Consider the following 20,973-nt stretch of genomic DNA (forward strand, 5'->3'; position numbering starts at 1 on the left):
AGCTTCTGCTGGGGTAACAATATCCTATAGTGCCGCAATATTTTTTCAATCAGCATATTTTTCCGTAAAAATAGTTCTCTTTAAGACCTTTATATACAAAATTATACCAATTATCAAAGCCGCCGTTAGCATAAAAGAAAAAGCGCTTATCCCCGTTTTGGACAATAGCGCACCCTCAAGCCACGATATTACAGCCAAAGATCCCCACGATACCAAAGTTACCGTACTGCCTATTACCGTACGGTCCTGCGCGTTTTTAAAGATGTCGGGTATAAATATCAGCAGGAGCATATTGTATATTCTGTCGGTCATCGCGAAAAGCCCTATCATAAACACCGCCCACCATACCGGCAATATCCCCCATATAAACAATACGAAGAACAAACTGTTGCCCGCGACTGAAACATAAAACAGCTTTTTGGGGCCCGCTTTCATCAAAAAAGGGACTATAAAATTTATAGCCGTTTCACATATACCGATAATCATAAGCGGCTTGGCAAGGCCTTCGGTACTGAAGCCGTAACGGTCTATAAACCATATCCCCAGCATACTGTAAAAACCGAAGTAGCACAAACGGTTGATAAACATCGCGGTAAAAAAAGTCTTTAAAAACGGAGTGCGCAGCATATCGGCATACACCCCCGCGGCAGAAGAAAAATTGAGAGCGACAGTTTGCTTTTCGTATTTAGGCGAAGCCCAAATGAAAAATATCATCGCCAATACTATCAATATCCCCGCCGCACCGAACGCCGTCTGCCACCCGCAGAAAGACGATCCGTACAATACCAGCGGCACGCCCGCCGCTACCGCCATAGGGCGGCTTGCGGTTAGTACGGTTATCATAGGGGTATAGAATTTTTTGTCTATACTCTCGTAAGCCAGCCACCATAAAACCGTGCTGACAAAGCCCGCCCCCAGCCCGAATATAAAGCGGAATACCAAACCGGCGCAGAAATCGCCCGTCCCTATAAAGCCGCCCAAACCCGCCGCCATCATAGCCGCAGAAGCCGCACTAACGGGCCAAGCCTTATAGGTCCTTATAAAAAAAGGCCCCGTAAACAGGCCAGCCAATATCCCCGCCGTACAGGCGGTAATAAACCAAAGCGCTTTTTCCTGATCTACGCCGAAAGCGCTTTTCAATACCTCCACCATCGGCGATATGGCGTGGTCGACCGTGCTGAACGCAAACACTATCACGAACGCCGCTATTACCAATGTCCACCCTTTTACAGCTCGCATATCAATATCTTTCCGCTATTTCTGGGATATTATAGTACACATAAAGCAAGTTATCGTGTTAACCCTCTTTATGTGGAACCGACCGTGTAAAAGGCGGTTTATCATCTTTGATAAATCGCAAGGCAGTTCCGCATACATAGTGGTAAAGAAAGCGTCTTTAAAGCTTTCCCACCTTTCCCCGTAATATTCGGCGGCTTCGGCCTCTATAAGAGGGCGGAACTCGTCTTTAAGCCTAAACTCGAAGGAAGTTATCATATCTTCCACTATAAAAAGGCCTCCGGGCTTTAGCCATTTAAACACTTTGTCTATCATTATGCTCTTTTCGTGATTGGTAAGATGGTGTATCGCCTTGCGCATGGATACTTTGGTAAAACTCTCCGCGGGGAAATCTATCTCCTGCAAAGTCGCGCGCACAAGTTCGGCATTGGGGAAATCCGCCAAAGCCGCTTTGGCCCTGGCGAGCTGTTCATCAGATATGTCAACGCCGCAAACTTTGCCGCAAAGCGGCGCGGCTATCTTTAACAATGTGGCGTCGCCGCAGCCCAAATCCAGCAAACTGTCTTCCTTATTGAAAGCGAACAATTTGGCGTATTCGTACAAATCGGCGGAGTTCTTCATATTCTTGTTGTACCACTCCGGCAAAGCCGAGTTTTGCCAGTTGGTGATTGTTCCGTCATTCATAATAAACCTCTGTAATCGTCAAATATCGGGGATTTTTATATTATACTATCTTTCCCGCCTGTTAATAAACGCCAAACTATTAACATATTGCCCAATGTTTTACTATAATTTATATTTAGGTTAAGAAGCATAAGGATAATTATATGGAAAACAAAAGAACTTTTTTCGTTCCGGGTTGCCTGGGAACATGCTGGTACGGCAAATATCATTACCTCGAACCTTTTACGGGCTGCGAGCATAATTGCACATACTGCTACGGCAAGGGAAGAAGCGACGTCTTGAATATATTAAAAGAACTTAAAAACGACTTTGATAAACCCGAAATCGGTTGTTCGCAGCAGGAAGCTCTGCGTCAAATCAAGGCCGAAATCGACGCCGATGCAAATATCCATACGATAAAACTTTCCAGATATACCGATATTTTCAGCAAAAAATTTGTCGATAACGGATACTCCTACGCAGTGCTTAAACTGCTGGCGGAACATCCGCAGATAAAAAGAATAATAATAACGACAAAAGGCGTCCCGAATGAAGAAATTATGGGGCTTATAAGGAAGTATCCTCAAAAATTCTCCTATAACGCGGCCGTAAAGCCGGAGGCGGAAATATGTATGGAAAACAATGTCCCCCCGCGCGAAGAACGCCTAAACTGGGCACTGAAAGCCAAAGAAGCCGGCGCTCTTACAACCATACATATGGACCCGCTTATCCCCGGAGTTGAGGACAAGCCCGAAGTCGTGGAACCTTTTATCGCTCATCTTAAGCAGATCGGCCTGGACAGGGTTATGTTTTCCTACCTGCTTTACGATTACACCATAGCAAAGAATATTACCGAGCAGTTTGGGGAGCAGTTTTTCCTTACTCTTAAGGAAAAATATTTGGACGATAACCGGCAAATTCTGCCCAAGCAGTCGGAAACCACCTACTACGCCCTAAAGCACGAAGTAAAACTTGAAAGCGTAAAGAATATCACCGCCATATTGAAAAAATACGATATGCAATTTGTGATATGCGGTTTGAAATCTTCGGAAAAGGACGACATTTTATCCATAAAGGCGTGCGGGTGCAATGTCTGCGACGGTAAATTCTATGCCTAATAAGATCTGGGTTTTAAATATGGACGACTTTATGTTTAAGGATAAGGCTTTTTATGCCCTTAAAAAGCACTCCCTTAAATATATCCAAATTTTAAAACCCAACGATATAGCCATAGTATCGCCCCTGGTGGAAAAAGACAAGGATTTTATCGATTATACCGCCAGGATAAAAAAGTTTACCAATAAAGAATGGCTGCTAAGCCCTGCCAAGCAGGAAGAAGGAAAAACACTTGTAGAATCGATAGCGCAGGATAAAGAACTACTTCAAAAAATAAAAAAGCTATGCAAAAACGATTACGTTATGATACCCTTGATTTACAGCGACGGTTTTGCCAAGCTGAGCAAAAAAGCATCAAACAACCTTCTTAACAACGCCATAGCGGTATCTAAGGCCAACGACAAACTGCTGTTCAAAAAACTTTGCAAGAAGTTCGACATACAGACAATTCAGCCCGCAGTGCAGAGCGAAAAGAACAGAAAGACGAGAATATTAAGATTCCTTAACTTTAACGAAACTTATTTGCTCAGAAGGCCGTTTTCCGCCGGCGGATACGGCAATACTAAAGGCAAGCTCTTTGACCTTCTTAAAAAAATGCGCCAATACCATAAAGAAGGCGATTTTTACATAGAGCCTTTTAAGGAAATATACAAAACCTTAGGTACCCTTTGCATGCTTAAGGACGACGGCGTACACTTTGCGGGTATTGATTGCCAGATAGTACATAAAGAAGCGTGGGAAGGCTGTTTTTTCCCCTTCAAAAAGCTTGATAAAGACATTCTGCAAGAAGTGGAAGACAAAACAATGCAGCTGGCCAGTTATTACTATTCTAAAGGAGTAAGAGGGCAAATCAATTTTGATTGGGCCATACGCATAAAAAACGGCAAACTGCTCGTACGCGCCTTGGAGTGCAACAGCCGATATAACGGTTTTGGCCTCTGCCTAAGGTTGGCCTCGGCGTTGGGGATCCCCAAGGAAAAGCTTCACTTTTATCTGGATACAAATATCCCTCTGCCGGCAAAACTCACCACAAAGAAACTTATCTCCCAGATAGAGAAGATAAATAAATCTCTCAAGTATAATGGCGGGATAATATTAACGTCCTCCATTAAAGACGGGCGGGCGGGCTTTTGCTTTATGGCCGAAAACGAAAAAGACGTTAAAGAATTAAGGAGCAAATTCAAAAAGACAGTATTTGCGTAATATGCTTTAATAAGGAAAGTTATCCGCATCTCGCTAGTAAAAATCACCAGACGAAACAACAAAACTTTTGTAAACAAAAGGCCCGCTTTTAAAGAAGCGGGCCGATTTATGAAAACCTTTTTGTTTATCGCTTAATGCCTTCGTTGGAACTTTGACATCTTATGCAATATCTTGCAAACGGCAATGCCAAAATCCTCTTTTTGGGGATCTGGCAACGGCAATATTCGCAAGTGCCGTAAATGCCTTTGCTTATTCTTCTTAAAGCCGATTCTATTTGGTCCAAAAGCGCTTGGGCGTTTCCGTTTAGCTCAAACAAAACTTCCTTATCCAAACTCTGCGAGGCGATATCGGCCTCGTCGCCTACTTCCGTTTCCGGCATTTCGTGTTCTTTTTTGGATTTTATCCTGTTTTGCACTTCCTCACGCATCTCAAGAAGGTGCTTTTCTATATCTTTAATTTCCTGAGGCGTCAATTTGTCTGAATTTTGTTCTTTAGCGGGAACTTTTGCCACAGATACGCTCTTAACAGGCGCAGACTTTTTGCTTATTTCTTTTACCGCTTTTTCCGCTGAGGCTGCCGCCTTCTTAACGGTTTTCTTGCCCGCAGAGACGATTTTCTTTTCGACTTTCTTGGCCGCCTTTTTGGCCGATGAGATTATTTTCTTTTCCGCTTTCTTTACGGCTTTAGCTTTTTGCGCCGCCGCTTTTACAATTTTCTTTTCTACTTTCTTTACTGCTTTTACTTTGCTCTTTACAGCTTGTTTGGTTTTCATAAATTCCTTCCGTAACTTGATGATATAAGAAGAAAGAAACGGTCGTCCCGTTTCTCTCCATTGATTTAATCTAGCATATTTTATCTTTTACTTCAATATGGCAAAAAAACTGTTCGTTTTATGCTTTCCTCGACGAAGTATCCAATATATCCCTAAAGGCGTCGCCCAGCAAATTCCAGGCCAGGACAAACAAGAGCAAAGCGCCGCCAGGCACCGCTATCGTGTACCAATAGGCGAAAGGATTGCCGTGCCCGCCAAGTATCCAATTGCGCGATAAGGCCACCAACTGCCCCCAATCCGCCGTTCCCACCGGAGAACCCAACCCCAAGAAACTTAAAGAAGCCGCCGTCAGAACTATATAACCTATATCGAGGCTTGCCATAATCACTACGGGATAAATGGCGTTAGGCATTATGTGTTTGGCAAAAATCCTCAAAGGACTTGCGCCCAAAGCGCGCGCGGCCAAAACAAATTCCCGCTCCTTAACGCTAAGCACTCCGCCGCGCACCAAACGCGCGTAAGAAGGCCAGGATACCACCGTCAAGGCTATCATCATATTATCCAAATCCCGCCCCAGCATAGCCGCTATCACCATAGCCAGCACCATACTGGGCACCGCAAAGATAATATCTGTCAGGCGCATAAGTATTTCGTCCGTCCAGCCGCCAGCAAAGCCCGCCGCGCCGCCTATTATTATCCCTATAAGCAGGGCGAAAAACACCACCGTTATCCCCACTTTAAACGCCATACGGCTACCCCATACTATGCCGTAATATAGATCGTATTGATTTTCCGTAGTTCCGAAATAGTGCTGGGCATTGGGAGCCTGCGGCTCTATGCTGTATCCGCCCTGCGGCATTTGATAAGCGTCGCGCCCGCTTGAGGGCGCCAATATCGGCGCGAACAAGGCCACAAGCCCGAACAAAACAACTATTATCAAGCCCGCCACCGCATTCTTGCTGCCCAATGCTTTGGATATTATGTCTTTTATGTTCATTTTAGTCTTATCCTGGGGTCTATCGCCGTATACAATATGTCCGCCGCCAAATTGCCCAAAACAAACAGTACGGCCACCATAAGCGAAAAGCCCATAACCCCCGCTATATCAAGCTGTTGGGCGCATTCCACTCCCCAGCGCCCTATCCCGGGGTAATCAAACACCGTTTCCACTATTACCGTACCGCCCAAAAGGCGGATAAACTGTATGCTGGCAAGCGTAACTACGGGTATCATCGCGTTAAAGCCCGCGTGTTCGTAAATCACTTTAAATTCACTTAGACCGCGAGCACGAGCGCTGCGTACATAATCTTTGTTAAGTTCCTCCAACATTGAGGATCGCATAACCCTCACCATCAGCGCGAAGGACCCTATACATAAAGTAACCGCCGGCAATACCAGATGTTTCAACACATCGAAAAACACGTAAAAATTAAGATTAAGCAAACTGTCTATCAACAAAAAGCCGGTATAGGTCTTAAAATTCGGGCTATGTATTATCATATCGGCGGTAAAGGAATATTCCCCCGGCGCGAACCAGCCCAGCTTGCCGTAAAATATCATCAGCAGAATAAGCCCCAGCACGAAAATCGGCAGGGAAAACCCCGACAATACAAAAAATCTTATCAGATTATCCGTAAAACCGTCTTTATACTTTGCCGATATTATACCCAGCCACACCCCGAACAATACCACCAATATTATCGCCGCGACCGCCAGTTGGATAGTAGCTGGCAAATAGGCTTTTATGGCGGAAGTTACGGGCATATTCGCGCTTTCGCTGTACCCCAAATCCCCTTTTACAGCCCCTTTAAGCCAGCGGAAATACTGTACGGGCATAGGATCGTTAAGGCCGTATTTTTCTATTACCTCTTCCAAAGAATCCATCTGGCGCGGGTCCTGTATATATAAAGAAGCACGCATCTCGGGCGAGAGCCTCTGCGTCAGAAAGAACAGGAAAAACGTTACCCCCAGCATAACCAGCGGCAGCATTAAAAGTCTTCTTAGTATATACCTAAACATTTTTTTATCGTCCTATATTCAGTTAAGAGGCAAAACCGCCTCCAAAAGCGTTTGGGCCGCCGCGCTTTTTGGCGAAAGCAATACTTCTTCGGTTTTGCCCAGCTCCGCTATTTCGCCTTTATGCATTACGGCCGCTTTGGAACATAAAAACTTGCACAGCGCCAAATCGTGCGAGATGAACACCAAACTCAGGCCGTATTCTTCCTTAATATCCGCCAATAAATTTAATATCTGCGCCTGAACAGACACATCAAGCGAAGAAAGCGGCTCGTCTGCGATAATCAGCTTGGGCTTGAGGGCCAAAGCGCGCGCTATCGCTATGCGCTGGCGCTGCCCGCCGGAAAATTCGCTCGGATATTTCCTTAGAGAATTTTCCCCAAGGCCGACTTGGCTTAAAAGTTTCTTCAAATCGCTTTGGCGGTATTTTTCGCCGTGTACGATAAAAGGCTCGGCCAAAATATCGGCTACGGTCATTCTCGGGTTAAGGGAGCTGTACGGATCTTGGAATACGGGCTGAACTTTCCTTCTAAGCGCTTTAAGTTCTTTGCCTTTTAGGGAAAAGATGTCCTCCCCCTCTATAAAGATTTTGCCGCTGTCGGGCCTTTCCAAAGCCAACATAAGGCGCGCGAGGGTGCTTTTGCCGCAGCCAGAAGGCCCCAAGAGGCCGAAACTCTCGCCGGCGTCAAAGGAAAAATTTATATTCTTTAGTACGGCGATTTTCTCCCCTCCCCCGAACGCGCCGCCGGAAACATAACTCTTTGCGATATTTTCCGCCCTCAATAACTCAGCCATTTGAACAGTCCTCGTAGCGCCAGCATTTTACCAAACGATTACCCGCCAAATTGAATATCGGCGGCCTTTCATTTCTACACTTTTCTTGAGCGTAAGGGCAGCGCTCGGCGAATTTACAGCCCTTAAACTCCCTGCCCGCCGTAGGCGGCGTGCCTTCTATCGTTTTAAGCCTGGCTTTGCTTTGCGAAAGCCGCACGACGGAATTTAGCAAGCCCTCGCTATACGGGTGCAAAGGTTTTTTAAATAAATCCTCTTTGGAACATTCTTCCACCTTTTCGCCCGCGTAAAGCACCAAAACTCTATCGGCTATATTATTGACTATCGCCAAATTGTGCGTAATAAAAATGACGGAAGCGGAAAACTCTTTTTGCAGTTTCTTTATAAGCTCCAAAATCTGCCTTTGTACGGTTACGTCCAAGGCGGTGGTAGGCTCGTCAGCTATAAGAATATCGGGGTTAAGGCACAAAGCCAGCGCCGTCATAACCCGCTGGCGCATTCCCCCCGAAAGCTGATGCGGATAAGAATTTAAAAATTTTTCGTCTATACCCACTTTCTTTAAAAGCGACGCAGCCTTCTCAAGAGCTTCCTTTTTGCTTATTTTAGAGTGTGCACGCAAAGTCTCCGTCAAATGGAAAGCCACCTTAAAAACGGGGTTTAAAGACATCATCGGGTCTTGAAATATCATACCTATCCCCGCGCCGCGCACATCACGCAATTGGGGCTCGTTCATTTTGACGATGTCCTTATCCTTATAAATAATTGAGCCGGAAGTTATTTTCGCCCCGGGCGGCAAAAGGCGGGTAATAGCCAAGCTGTGAATGGTCTTTCCGCAGCCCGATTCCCCCACTACGGCCAAAACCTCGCCCTTTTCCAGGCGGTAGCTGAGATTATCAAGAACTTTTATCCGCCCCTGCGGCGTATCGAAACAAACGGAAAGATTATTTATGTTAAGCACAATAAATTATATCAAATGATAAAAATCTCTTAAATTGCTAAAATGATACTGATGAAAAGACTTATCCTCCTATTCGCCGCTATGTTAGTATTCTGCGCCTGCGGGCCGAAGACTACGGACATTACTCTGCCCGACGGCTTCACCGTTAAAGCCGAATTGGCCATAACGCCCGAAGAAACGGAAAAGGGCCTAATGTACCGCACCGAATTGCCGGAAGGAAGCGGAATGCTTTTTGTTTTTGAAGACAATGCTCCGCGCTACTTTTGGATGAAAAACACCCTTATAGATTTGGATATTATCTTTATCACGTCCGATTTAAAAGTATTTTCTTACGAGGAACACGTTCCCCATTCATATCTTTACACGCCTGACAGCCAAGTGGCTACGGCGGTGGGGTTCGGCCAGTATGTTTTGGAACTGCCCGCGGGCAGCGTAAAGAAACACAAAATAGAAGAAGGCTCGTTTTTGGAGTTTGATTTACAATGAAACAGGTTTTATATCTTTTTGCGGCTTTTGTTTTAGCCTGCTCGCTAAACGCCCAGCAGCTGGATTTCGACGCGTTGAACCAAACGGCCAAAGACCATCTTATAAACTTGATAGAGATTGACACCTCCCAACCCGAGCCCGAGGAAATAAAAGCCATACGCTATATATACAAAGTATTGAACAAATACAAAATAGACTGGGATATTTACAGGATAGAAAAGCCGCGCGGCAATCTTATAGCGGTGCTGAAAGCGGATAAAGAATTGGCCGATCCGCAAAACAAGCCGCTTCTGCTTATAGCACATTTGGACACCGCCGCCATACAGGAAGGCTGGACCTTACCCCCCGCCAAAGCAACTTTAAAGGACGGCAGGATATACGGGCTGGGCTCCACCGACGCCAAAAATTACGCCGCCATAAACCTTACCATTCTGACAAGGCTTGCCAAAGGCGACATAAAACTTAAACGGGATATAATATTCCTCTTTACGGCCGACGAGGAAAGCGGCAGCGAAAAGGGAATAAAATATCTTTACGACCAACATGGCGATAAACTCCAGGCCGCCTATGCCCTAAACGAGGGCGGCGGCATAATGAAAGGCGATGACGCCAAAATGCCCAGCGATATTCTGTTTATAGAAGCGGGTACCAAGATGTATATGGACATTCTTTTAAGCGCGAAAGGCGACGGCGGGAATTCTTCCGCGGTGGGGCAGAACAATGCCATATATAAACTTTCGCAGGCGCTTTCTATAATAGAAAGTTATCAGCCGCTGTATAAATTTTCCCCGTTGACGAGGATTTTCTTCGAAAGGATTTTCCCCTTCCAGGACGCCGACGCACAAACCACTTTGAAACTCTTGGAATCAGACGATCCCGCCCAATCCCAGCAGGCGGCAAAAATAATCAGCGAAGACGAGTTTTTCAAGACGCAGATAACTGATACCATAACCCCCACTATTCTGTCTTCGGGTACGGAAGCCAATACCGTTCAGAATGAAGCCTCGGCCAATTTAAACTGCAGGCTTCTTCCGCAAAGCGATCCTATGCTTTTTGTAGACGAACTCAGCGCGCTTTTTGCCAACGACGAAAACGTAACCCTTACCGTAATAGAAAGACCGGAAACGCCCTTTCCCCAGCCGCCGACAGATTTGAACGACCAGCTCTTTAAAGCGATAGAAAAAGCCGCCCGTCAAACTTTCGGCAAGATTTTGGTATTGCCCGGCCTCACGCCCGCATCAAGCGAGAGCGAATTTTTAAGAAGGCACGGCGTAATAACCTACGGCATCGGCCCGCTTATCCAAAAGAACGGCAACGGCCCCCACGAACCGGATGAAAGCATAACGGAAAAGGACTTATTTGACCAATTGAAACTTACTTTTAATATCGTTATGAATTTGGTAACAGATACGCCAGATCTCCCCGAAGAAGAGCCCGCCGTTGCGCAAGAGGGCGAAACTCAATCTCAAGAGGGTCAAACCCCGCAAGACGAGTTCCTGCCGGTAATTGAGAATGAAGTTCTTCCCCAAACGGCGGAATAAGCCTTTTTGAGACATTGATTTTTGAGTCTTGACCTGCTATAACAAATATATAAAGAAAGGAGGACCCAATGGACTTTTTTCAAGCCGTACGGAAAAGACGCAGCATCTACACTTTAACCACTAAATCTACTTTGGAAGAAAAAGAAATAACCGACTTTTTGGAATTGGCGCTCGCTAATTCGCCCTCGGCTTTCAACAGCCAAAGCGCAAGGCTCTTGGCCGCATTCGGGGAAAGCCATAAAAAAATATGGGATATAGCCAGGAAAGCGCTTAAAGAAATTATTCCTTCGGAAAAATTCCCCCCGACCGAAGCTAAAATAAAATCTTTCGCCGACGCTTTCGGCACCGTATTGTTTTTTGAAGAAACAAAAACGGTAGCGGAACTGCAAAGCAAATTCCCTGCCTATAAAGATAATTTTCCCCTATGGTCGCAGCAAGCCAACGGTATGCTCCAATATATCGTATGGACAGGCTTTGCCGCTTTGGGCATGGCGGCCAACCTTCAGCATTACAACCCGCTTATAGACGGGGAAATCGCCAAAACTTTTAAAATACCGCCCTCTTGGAAACTTGTGGCGCAAATGCCCTTTGGAATATCGCCCGAGCAGGCGCCCGCCAAAGAAATTATCCCGCCCGCACAGAGATTAAAAGTTTACCGATGAGGCATATCCCAAGATAAAAACCTTTATCAAAAAAACCGGGTTAAAGCCCGGTTTTTTGTGTATATTATGGAAATCCCCGCCTAGGCTGGGGGGCTTTTTATTTTTGTGTATATGGAAATCCCCGCCCAAAGCTAAGGGGATTTGTCGTTAAAAATATTTCGGATTATATACGGGCTTTACGCTTAAAATCGGGCAGGATATTTTAAGTTAAGAGTTCATTATGCTTTCCAATTCTTCCGAAAGCTGTTCCCATTCCTTTTCCGCGTCGGAAATTTCCTTATTGACGAACGCCAGCTCTATACTTACGGAGGAATCATAGCCGCGTATCAAGCGGTTTTCCAAATTCTCTTTTTGGGAGGACAAAACCTCCAGCTTGCGCTCTATGGCTTTTATTTTGTTCCTTAAAGGAGCGGTCTGCGCGCGCAGTTTGGCGGCGTTTTTGCGTTTTTCTTTGCGGTTGTCCTCCCCCTCTTGAGAGCCTTCATCGGCGGAAGAACGCGAAGAGTGAAGAACATAATTTTTATAATCTTCCAAATCGCCGTCGTAAGATTTAACCGTTCCGCCTTCCACCAAAAGCAGGCGGTCGCAGACCGATTCCAATATGTGAAAATCGTGCGTCACCAATATTACCGCGCCGTCATAATCGTTTAAAGCCTCTATCAAAGCGCGGCGGCTGGTTATATCCAGATGGTTTGTCGGCTCGTCCAAAATCAAAATATTGGGCTTTTCTATCGTGATTAAAGAGAGTAAAAGGCGGCTCTTTTCCCCACCCGAAAGTTTCCCTATCTGCGTATCGGCTTTATTCTTTTCCAAACCGAAACACGCCAAATGGGTGTATACTTCCGTTTCTTTGGCTTCGGGCATGGCGGCTTTGGCCGTTTCGTAAGGGGTGGATTCCAGGTCAAATTCTTCCGTCTGGTGCTGGGCGAAATAACCCGCCTTCAGCTTGCGCGCGTATGTCAGTTTGCCGCTCATCGAGTGTATTCTGCCCGCCAAAAGTTTCGCCAAGGTCGATTTGCCGTTGCCGTTAGCGCCCAAAAGCGCTATTTTGTCGTCTTGAGTTACAGTCAAATTCAAATCTTTAAGCACTACTTTCTCATCATAGCCGCAGCTGACGTTCTCCAAAGTGTACAGATAAGCGTCCAAATGCTGAGGCTGCGGGAAAGTAAACCTTATGCTCTTTTCCAAAGGTATTTTAGGGGCGTCGCCCATACGCTCTATCATCTTTAAGCGGCTTTGCGCCTGCTTGGCCTTGGAGGCCTTGTAGCGGAACCTGTCTACGAAAGACTGCAAATGCTTTTTGGTTTCCTCATAGCGTTTGGCGTCTTTGATAAGCTGCTCGGTTTGAAGGTGTCGGGTACGCTCGTAAGTATCGTAATCGCCCGTATAGGTTTTAAGTTTACACTCGTCTACTAGTATTATTTTGTCGCAGACTTTGTTTAAAATATTCCTGTCGTGGCTGACTATCAAGAGGGTTTTATCCAATTTGGCAAGGCAATTTTCAAGCCAGATTACCGTTTCCAAATCCAGGTGGTTGGTAGGTTCGTCCAGCAAAAGGCAGTCGCTCGGCGCAAACAATGCCGCGCCCAAGGCCGCCCGAACACGCCAGCCTCCGGAAAATTCCTTTAAAGGCCGGCTAAGTTCCTCATTGCTAAACCCAAGCCCCCCAAGTATCGCGCCGGCCCTGGCCGCCGCGCTGTGAGCGCCCAAACTATCCAATTTATCGTATATTTCCGCAAGACGAACGCCCGAGGGATTGGTTTCCAGCTCATCATAGAGTTTCTTAAGACGCTTATCCGAATATAAAACGTGGTTTAATACGCTTTGGTTTATATCGCTTATTTCCTGCTCTACGGTCGCCAAAACCGTCCCGCTTGATACGCTTATCCTGCCGCCGTCGGGATACAGCTTACCCAATATCAGCTTGAATAAGGTCGTCTTGCCGCAGCCGTTAAGCCCGACAAGCCCCACCTTCTGCCCCTTCCCTATGAAAGCGGAAGCGTCCTCAAAAATGGTTCTCTTGCCGATATGGTAGCTTAACTCTGATATTTCTATCATATTCTATCTCGGGCGGACGAAAAAACTGCTTATTCCTCGCCTTCCCCCTCTTCCTTGCGGTTGGCGCGTCTGCGCTCGTGGATATTAAGTATTTTCTTCCTTAAACGTATCGAAGTAGGCGTAATTTCCACAAGTTCATCGGGTGCGATGTATTCTATGGCCTGCTCAAGGCTCATTATCCTGGGCGGCGTCAAAAGCAGAGCGTCGTCGGCCGCTTTCGAGCGCATATTGGAAAGGCGTTTTGTCTTGTTCGGGTTGACCACCAAGTCATTGTCGCGCGAGTTCTGCCCGACTATCATTCCCTCATAGACTTTTACGCCCGGGCCTACAAATAATTGGCCGCCATCCTGCAAGCTGTTAATGGCGTAGGCCGTCGTTTCCCCCGCTTCCTTGGCGATAAATACGCCGTTGCTCCTTAAAGGCGGTACGTCCACCTTGGGATAATAGCCGTAAAAACTGTGGTGCATAATGCCTTTGCCGCGGGTGGAAGTTAAAAACTCGTTCTTAAAGCCTATCAAAGCGCGGGAGGGAATTACATATTCCAGTCTTAACCTGTTTTCGCCCTCGCTTACCATATTCTCCAACTTGGCGCCGCGCGTGCCGACAAGTTCAAAAACCGCGCCTTGCATATCTGAGGTAATATCCAAAATAAGATATTCCATAGGCTCAAGTATTTTGCCGTTTTCCTCTTTGTAAATAACCTCGGGCGAGGATACCGCAAGTTCAAAACCTTCGCGGCGCATATTTTCGATTAAAATCGTCAGGTGCAGCTCGCCCCTGCCCGATACTTTAAAACGGCCCTCGCCTTCCAGCTGCTCCACCTTCAGGCCGACATTCGTCTGAGCTTCTTTCTCAAGGCGCGCCTTTAGGTGGCGGCTGGTAAGGAATTTACCCTCTCGCCCCGCAAAAGGAGAATCGTTAACGAAAAAGTCCATAGATATCGTCGGCTCGTCGATAGAAAGCGGCGGCAAAGGTACAGGATTATCTGGGTGGCATACAGTATCGCCGACGTCTACCCCCTCAAGCCCACTTATAGCCACTATATCGCCCGCTTTCGCGCTTTCCGTTTCCGTCTTGCCAAGACCCAAAAACTTCTCTATTTTTACCGCTTTGGCGGGCACGCTGCCGCCGCGGTTCTTTAATAATACCACGCTGTCGCCTTTGCTGACGCTGCCGTTAAGTATGCGCCCTATGCCGATATGCCCCAAAAAGTTATTGTAATCTAGCATAGTCACCTGCATTTGAAGCGGCTTAGTTTCATCCGCTTCGGGCTCGGGTACGTATTTTATTATGGCGTCGAAAAGCGGTTTTATATCCGTGCCGCGCTCTTCCATTTTGTCGCTGGCCCAGCCCTCGCGGCCTGAGGCGTACAGTATAGGGAAATCCAATTGTTTATCGTCCGCGCCAAGCTCCATAAAGAGTTCAAAGACTTCGTCGACTACGGCCGAAGGGCGCGCGTTTTCCCTGTCCATCTTGTTTACCACCACTATCGGGCGCAAACCCAAAGCCAAGGCCTTTCTAAGTACGAAACGAGTCTGCGGCATAGGGCCTTCCACCGCGTCCACCATCAGTATGGCGCCGTCTACCATCTTTAGCACGCGTTCTACCTCGCTGCCAAAGTCCGCGTGGCCCGGTGTGTCTACTATGTTTACCGTATAGTCTTTATATTTTACCGAAGTGCATTTGGCCAAAATAGTTATACCGCGTTCCCTTTCGATAGGATTGCTGTCCAGTACCGCCTCCTGCGCTTCGTCTTGCTTTACTTTAAATTGGCCCGCGTATTTAAGCAATGAGTCAACCACCGTAGTCTTGCCATGGTCTACGTGCGCGATTATCGCTACGTTCCTGATGTCCTTTCTCGTGTTCATATTTTCCTTCCGTGTATATTTGTAAAATTCTCCAAAAAACACTGCCCGCAGGCTTAGCCGCGGGCAGCATCTCTTCTACGCCTTTAACTATATTATATCTTATATATAAACCGCAGGAAAGCCTCTTTCCCCTCGGCGTCGTGCTTGAACACCCCGCAAGACCCCAAAACCTTAATGAAGGTGCAGCCGATTTCCTCAAGCAGGATATCGGGCACGTCTTCAGCCTTAAAGCCTTTATAATCGCCGATAAAACTCATCACCCAATTATAATGCTGCGCCAAAGAGGATAAATCCTTCATCTTCTCCATCTTGCCCGCCGCTATCAAAGCGCCGATTTGCGCCATCTCATTTTTTAGTCTGCCCGGCAGTATCGCCATACCGAGAGCCTCTATAAGACCAATGTTTTCCCGCTTGATATTGTGATATTCCGGCCTAGAGTGAAATATCCCCCAAGGATACTCCTTGCTCGTCCTGTTGTTTCTAAGCACCAAATCCATCTCGTAGGCGCCGTCCTTATAGCGCGCTATCGGCGTTATAGTGTTGTGCGGAGTCTTGCCCGTAGCGTGGATTATCCCGACTTTCTTATCATCGTATTTGCGCCATACTTCCAATACCCGCGCCGAAGCCTTCGCCACCTGCGCTTTGGGGCCTCTCAGCCTCAATACTGAAAGCGGCCAGCAGACTATATCAAAAGTAACTTTCGGGAACTTCTTTATTTTAAACCGCTTTACGGACTGCGCCCGCTCCATAGGGAATACGTAGCGCCCTGCCTGATAATGGTCGTGCGTCAGTATCGAACCGCCCACTATCGGCAAATCCGCATTGGACCCTATAAAATAGTGCGGGAACTGCTCCACGAAATCAAGCAAATTCTTGAAGGTATCGGCGCTTATGCGCATAGGGCGGTGATCTTCCGCAAAAACTATGCTGTGCTCGTTATAATACACATACGGCGAATATTGGAAATACCACCTCTTCCCGTTTAACTTCAAAGGTATTATGCGCAAGTTCTGCCGAGCGGGGTGGTTCAAACGCCCCGCATAGCCCTCGTTTTCCCTGCAAAGCAGACATTTGGGATAGGCATTGGGGCTGACTTTTATCTTGCCCTGCAAGGCTATTTCCTTGGGATCCTTTTCCGGCTTGGACAGATTTATCGTCATATCTATCTTGCCGTATTCCGTATCGGCTTTCCAAGTAATATTCTTGGCGACCCTGTCCGTCTTGATATAATAAATCTTGCGGCAATATTTATAAAATTCCGAAGTGGCTTTCTTTATTCCTTTCTCGTGCCAAGTATCGTAGAATATTTTTGAGACTTCGCTCGGACGCTTGGTAAATACCGCCATTACGGAAGTTTCAAATATCTCGCGGTATGTAGAAGTAGCCGCCTCCAAAAGCCCGTTTTCCGCCGCGTAAAAAGATATATCGGAAAGTATTTCCCCAGGATTATCCGGCAAAGGCCCCTTATACGGGGCGGCATTGTTGTTATCGGGCAGATTGAGCAATGCCAATATGCTGTTGCGCGCCCAAATCTCGTCTTCCTTCTCGATAAGTTTGTTCTTTAACCCGTAAGCTATAAGTTCTTCAACGTTGGAGTATATCATCTTAAATCCTCGGCTCAGTATCTCCGCTTTTGCTCCCAGCGCCAAGCGGTCTGTATGATTTTATCTAAATTATACAAAGTTTCCCAACCTAAAACCCGTCTGGCTTTAGCGCTGTCGGCAACCAATACAGCCGGGTCGCCCGCGCGCCGAGCGGCCGTTTCCACCTTGAAGTCGCGCCCCGTTATACGTTTGGCGCTTTCTATTACCTCTTTCACCGTAAAGCCTTCCCCGCTGCCCAAATTAAAATCGTCGCTTTCGCCGGTCCTTTCCATCTTCTCAAGCGCCAATATATGCGCAGACGACAAATCATTAACGTGCACAAAATCCCTTACGCAGCTGCCGTCTTTGGTCGGATAATCCGTACCGAATATCTTTATGCTTTCGCGCTTGCCGCAAGCCGCCTGTAATATTATCGGCAGGAGGTGAGTTTCGGGCGTATGCGATTCCCCTATCTTCCCGCCGTCGTCCGCGCCCGCCGCGTTAAAATATCTCAGCACGCTGCTCTTAAGGCCATAGGCTTTATCGTAATCCTTTAAAACCTTTTCCACCATAAGTTTGCTTTGGCCGTAAGGGTTTATCGGATTTTGGGGGTGAGCCTCAGATATTTTCGGCTCTACGGGTTCGCCGAATGTCGCCGCAGTAGAGGAAAAAACGAAATATTTTATTTTGTTTTCCACCATCGCGTCCAAAAGCGAGATAACCTTAACTATATTGTTGTTATAATATCTTGCCGGCTCTTTTACGCTTTCGCCGACCTCTATAAATGCGGCGAAATGCATTACCGCTTCTATATCGTGCTTCTTAAATACGCGGGCAAGTTTCTTCTTGTCGCCCAAGTCGCCTTTCTCAAACTTGACGCCCCGCACCGCCGCTCTGTGCCCCTTTGAGAGATTATCGTAGACTACGGGATTGTATCCCCTTTCTTTAAGCATTTTTACGCAGTGGCTGCCGATATAGCCCGCACCGCCGACAACTAAAATATTCTTCATCTCTATCCTCGTTTTCAGCCGTTAAATTTCTATATTTTCTTCGCGCCAGATCCTATCTGTGCGACGTAAAAGGAAGGTTTTATCCCCATTTCCGCTTCGTATTCCGCACCCGCTTTGTTTTGGACTTCTTCCAAAAACTCGTTCTTGACCAAAGCTATACAGCACCCGCCAAATCCGCCGCCCATCATTCTAGCGCCGATTACGCCTTCGCACTTATGCAGGGCGTCGGCCATTGTATCTAAAGCCTTGCCGGTTACCTCATAATTGTTCTTTAAAGACTCGTGGGAAGCGTCCATAAGTTTGCCAAAGGCCGCTATATCTCCTTTCTTAAGAAGGGCGACTGCCTCCAGCGTGCGGGCGTTTTCCTCCACGGCGTGGCGCGCGCGGCGGTAAAGAACTTCGTCCGATATAAGATCTTTGCCCTTTTCCAAATCAGCAGGCTTCAGCTCGCATAAATAGTTTACCTTGTACTTGCTTTGAAGAAGTTTCAAAGCTTCCTCGCATTGGCTGCGCCTGGTATTGTACTCGCTGCCCGTAAGCTTGTGATTATTGTTTGTGTTGGCTATCAATATGGATACGCCTTGCAGCGCTATCGGACAATAGGAATATTCCAAGGTGTTGCAGTCGAGCAACATCGCATTGTCTTTCTTGCCCATAGCCGAAGCGAATTGATCCATTATCCCGCAATTCATTCCGACAAAGCCGTTCTCCGCACGCTGAGATATTTTTGCAAGCTCTATAAGATTGTAACCTAAATTATAAAAATCGTTTATCATAGCGGCGGTAACCACTTCTATCGAGGCCGAAGAGGATAACCCCGCGCCGTTGGGCACGTCGCCGTAATATAAAGCGTCAAACCCACAGTTTAGAATGTGGCCGTCCTCTTTAAACATCGCTACTACGCCTTTGGGGTAATCGGCCCAGTTGCCGCCTTTTTTTATTTCGCTTATATCGGCAGATATTATGCCGTCGTCTTCAAAATTTAAGGAGTAAAAATTTATCTTGCCGTCTTGCCGCTTTGACGCCGCCAAATACGTCCCGAATGTCAAAGCGCACGGAAATACGTGCCCGCCGTTATAGTCCGTATGCTCACCAATCAAATTAGCTCTGCCCGGCGCAAAGAAAACCGCCGCCCCTTCACGCCCAAATATTTTTTTGAATTTTGCCCTCAATTCGTTTATTTCCATATTTCTACCCCTTTAAAAAAGGGGCCCCGCCATAAGCAAGGCCCCAATAAGCTGTTTATTACGCCGCTATTCCAAGTTTGGAAAATAATATATACAGCCCTACCACACAGCACACTATAGCTATGCTGACGGGTACGGCTTTCTTCCAAGGCGTCGTATCGACGATATGCCTGTCAAGACTATCCTCATATTCATGTTTGGAAGGATAATAATGCCCCATTACCACCATAAACAAAGAACATATCACAAACAGTATCGCCAAAATGTGAAGATAATGTATGCTTGAAAACTCAAACAGAGGCTTTACAAACCACATAGGCATAGCGTTGTATATCGCGCCCGCTACGCCTTTAAGTACCGTCGGATCAGCCATGCCGCCGGCCATAAACGCTTTAAATCCGCCCGACATCGCCGTAAGCTGCGTCGTGCCGTATACCAATATGAATATTGCCAATGTTATCTTGGCCGATATCGCAGGCGCCTTCTTGTTAAGCATGCCGATAAGCATTAAGGTTAGTATCGGCACATTGTAAAAACCGTTTACCGTCTGCAGATAGTCGAACAGGCCGTTTGGCGCATTGGCTATCATCGGCGCTACTATCATTGAAAATATCGCCAATATCGCCGCCGCTATCTTGCCCTTGCTGACAAGTTCCTTCTCGCTTGCCTTCGGGTTGATATATTCCTTATAAATATTAAGCGTAAACAATGTGGATGTGGAATTTAAACCCGCATTGAAAGAGCTTAATATAGCCCCAAACAACACCGCCGCGAAAAAGCCCACCAAGAACCACGGCAACACTTCTTTTACCAACATCGGATAAGCAAAATCGCTCATCTCCAAACCCGGCCCGAATATCTTAAACGCTATTATGCCGGGCAATATCAAAAATAACGGCCCGAATAATTTAAGTATAGCCGCGTATAATATGCCTTTTTGGCCTTCCTTCAAGTCTTTCGCCGCCAAAGCGCGCTGTATTATCGTTTGGTTTGTACCCCAATAAAACAAGTTCACCAAAAACATTCCGGTAAACATCGTCGCAAACGGTACGGGATCACTGCTGCTGCCTATGGAGTTAAATTTTTCAGGCACCGATGTTACCAATACATTTAACCCTTCAATCGGGTTGCCCCCGCCGATATACATCAAACCGAAAAGCGGTATCATAAACCCGCCTATCAACAAGCCTATGCCGTTTATAGTATCGGCTATCGCCATAATCCTCAAGCCGCCGCTTAATGAGTAAATTATACCCAGTATGCCGATAGACCATACCACGATATAAATACCCTGCATCTTGGTTATCCCGAATGTGCCTTCCAAATCGAAAATACCGCTTAATCCTATCGCCCCCGAATACAAAACTATCGGCACGAATATCAGTACGTATCCGAAAAGGAAAAACCAGTTTACCACCTGCTTGGTAACATTATCGTATCTTTCGCCGATAAAATCGGGTATAGTCGCATACCCCTTTTTTAAATATCTCGGCAAAAAGAAAAACGCCACTATTATCAAAGCCAGCGACGCCCCTACTTCCCAACCCATTACCGACATATTGTCCGTATAGCCTTGCCCGTTTAAACCTACCATTTGCTCCGTAGATAAATTGGTAAGCATCAACGACGCCGCTATTACCCAGCCCGTCAGGCCTCTGCCCGCCAAAAAATAGCCCGTTTCGGTATGGGTGTTCACATTCCTAGTTTTGTAATAAGAAATGCCGTAGACCAACAATGTAAATGCCAAAAAAGATAAGACCGTAAGTAACATCAAAACCTCCGTTTAAAGATGAAATGACTACACCTACATTTCAAATGTAAC

General features: G+C 46.6%; 18 protein-coding genes. 5 read left to right on the forward strand and 13 right to left on the reverse strand.

The features are described from left to right. Positions 1-45 precede the first annotated feature (45 nt). Both ACQY3M_RS00225 and ACQY3M_RS00230 read right to left on the reverse strand, forming a co-directional pair. A complete protein-coding gene (locus tag ACQY3M_RS00225; protein ID WP_428065074.1) occupies positions 46-1,239 on the reverse strand; it encodes an MFS transporter in 1,194 nt (397 codons plus the stop codon). 15 nt (positions 1,240-1,254) lie between these two features. Further along, positions 1,255-1,920, reverse strand: coding sequence for a class I SAM-dependent methyltransferase (locus ACQY3M_RS00230; protein WP_428065076.1), 666 nt, complete (start codon positions 1,918-1,920; stop codon positions 1,255-1,257). 143 nt (positions 1,921-2,063) lie between these two features. Here ACQY3M_RS00230 and ACQY3M_RS00235 point away from each other — a divergent pair, with 143 nt between their 5' ends. Then, a complete protein-coding gene (locus tag ACQY3M_RS00235; protein WP_428065078.1) occupies positions 2,064-3,017 on the forward strand; it encodes a hypothetical protein in 954 nt (317 codons plus the stop codon). Next, complete coding sequence (locus ACQY3M_RS00240) at positions 3,010-4,218, forward strand: hypothetical protein (RefSeq protein ID WP_428065080.1); 1,209 nt, start codon at positions 3,010-3,012, stop codon at positions 4,216-4,218. Before ACQY3M_RS00235 ends, ACQY3M_RS00240 begins: the two co-directional genes overlap by 8 nt. Positions 4,219-4,342: 124 nt before the next feature. On the opposite strand, the gene ACQY3M_RS00245 is transcribed toward ACQY3M_RS00240, so the two are convergent. From ACQY3M_RS00245 to ACQY3M_RS00265, 5 genes are all read right to left on the reverse strand, one after another. Further along, on the reverse strand, positions 4,343-4,990 hold the full coding sequence (locus ACQY3M_RS00245) for a TraR/DksA family transcriptional regulator (protein WP_428065082.1): 648 nt from the start codon (positions 4,988-4,990) through the stop codon (positions 4,343-4,345). A 118-nt stretch (positions 4,991-5,108) separates the two neighbouring features. Further along, positions 5,109-5,987 carry an ABC transporter permease gene (locus ACQY3M_RS00250; protein WP_428065084.1) on the reverse strand — a complete coding sequence of 293 codons (879 nt, stop codon included), beginning with the start codon at positions 5,985-5,987 and terminating at the stop codon, positions 5,109-5,111. Then, on the reverse strand, positions 5,984-7,009 hold the full coding sequence (locus ACQY3M_RS00255; protein WP_428065086.1) for an ABC transporter permease: 1,026 nt from the start codon (positions 7,007-7,009) through the stop codon (positions 5,984-5,986). Before ACQY3M_RS00255 ends, ACQY3M_RS00250 begins: the two co-directional genes overlap by 4 nt. An 18-nt stretch (positions 7,010-7,027) precedes the next feature. Then, positions 7,028-7,801, reverse strand: coding sequence for an ABC transporter ATP-binding protein (locus ACQY3M_RS00260; protein ID WP_428065088.1), 774 nt, complete (start codon positions 7,799-7,801; stop codon positions 7,028-7,030). Next, positions 7,794-8,756 (reverse strand): ABC transporter ATP-binding protein, encoded by a 963-nt coding sequence (locus ACQY3M_RS00265; protein ID WP_428065090.1) that lies wholly within the window; start codon positions 8,754-8,756, stop codon positions 7,794-7,796. Before ACQY3M_RS00265 ends, ACQY3M_RS00260 begins: the two co-directional genes overlap by 8 nt. 51 nt (positions 8,757-8,807) lie before the next feature. Here ACQY3M_RS00265 and ACQY3M_RS00270 point away from each other — a divergent pair, with 51 nt between their 5' ends. The 3 genes from ACQY3M_RS00270 (at position 8,808) to ACQY3M_RS00280 (ending at position 11,445) form a co-directional block, all read left to right on the forward strand. Further along, positions 8,808-9,242: a DUF192 domain-containing protein gene (locus ACQY3M_RS00270; RefSeq protein ID WP_428065092.1), complete on the forward strand. Its 435-nt coding sequence runs from the start codon at positions 8,808-8,810 to the stop codon at positions 9,240-9,242. Further along, positions 9,239-10,783 carry a M20/M25/M40 family metallo-hydrolase gene (locus ACQY3M_RS00275; RefSeq protein ID WP_428065094.1) on the forward strand — a complete coding sequence of 515 codons (1,545 nt, stop codon included), beginning with the start codon at positions 9,239-9,241 and terminating at the stop codon, positions 10,781-10,783. Before ACQY3M_RS00270 ends, ACQY3M_RS00275 begins: the two co-directional genes overlap by 4 nt. A gap of 68 nt (positions 10,784-10,851) precedes the next feature. Next, positions 10,852-11,445, forward strand: coding sequence for a nitroreductase family protein (locus ACQY3M_RS00280; protein WP_428065096.1), 594 nt, complete (start codon positions 10,852-10,854; stop codon positions 11,443-11,445). Positions 11,446-11,652: 207 nt separating this feature from the next. Here ACQY3M_RS00280 and ACQY3M_RS00285 read toward each other — a convergent pair whose 3' ends face one another. From ACQY3M_RS00285 to ACQY3M_RS00310, 6 genes are all read right to left on the reverse strand, one after another. After that, positions 11,653-13,503, reverse strand: coding sequence for an ATP-binding cassette domain-containing protein (locus ACQY3M_RS00285; RefSeq protein ID WP_428065098.1), 1,851 nt, complete (start codon positions 13,501-13,503; stop codon positions 11,653-11,655). Positions 13,504-13,532: 29 nt separating this feature from the next. Next, positions 13,533-15,371 carry a translational GTPase TypA gene (gene typA, locus ACQY3M_RS00290; RefSeq protein WP_428065100.1) on the reverse strand — a complete coding sequence of 613 codons (1,839 nt, stop codon included), beginning with the start codon at positions 15,369-15,371 and terminating at the stop codon, positions 13,533-13,535. A gap of 92 nt (positions 15,372-15,463) precedes the next feature. Then, the gene (locus tag ACQY3M_RS00295) at positions 15,464-16,975 is read right to left on the reverse strand and encodes a UDP-glucose--hexose-1-phosphate uridylyltransferase (RefSeq protein WP_428065102.1); all 1,512 of its coding nucleotides are present in this window, start codon (positions 16,973-16,975) and stop codon (positions 15,464-15,466) included. Between the two features lie 14 nt (positions 16,976-16,989). After that, the gene (gene galE / locus ACQY3M_RS00300; RefSeq protein WP_428065104.1) at positions 16,990-17,964 is read right to left on the reverse strand and encodes a UDP-glucose 4-epimerase GalE; all 975 of its coding nucleotides are present in this window, start codon (positions 17,962-17,964) and stop codon (positions 16,990-16,992) included. 29 nt (positions 17,965-17,993) lie between these two features. Then, the gene (locus ACQY3M_RS00305; RefSeq protein ID WP_428065106.1) at positions 17,994-19,151 is read right to left on the reverse strand and encodes a galactokinase; all 1,158 of its coding nucleotides are present in this window, start codon (positions 19,149-19,151) and stop codon (positions 17,994-17,996) included. 58 nt (positions 19,152-19,209) lie between these two features. Beyond that, positions 19,210-20,922 (reverse strand): solute:sodium symporter family transporter, encoded by a 1,713-nt coding sequence (locus tag ACQY3M_RS00310; protein ID WP_428065108.1) that lies wholly within the window; start codon positions 20,920-20,922, stop codon positions 19,210-19,212. Between the last annotated feature and the right edge of the window lie 51 nt (positions 20,923-20,973).

Source organism: Candidatus Proelusimicrobium volucris (genome assembly GCF_959605025.1).
GTDB classification, from domain to species: Bacteria; Elusimicrobiota; Elusimicrobia; order Elusimicrobiales; family Elusimicrobiaceae; genus Proelusimicrobium; species Proelusimicrobium volucris.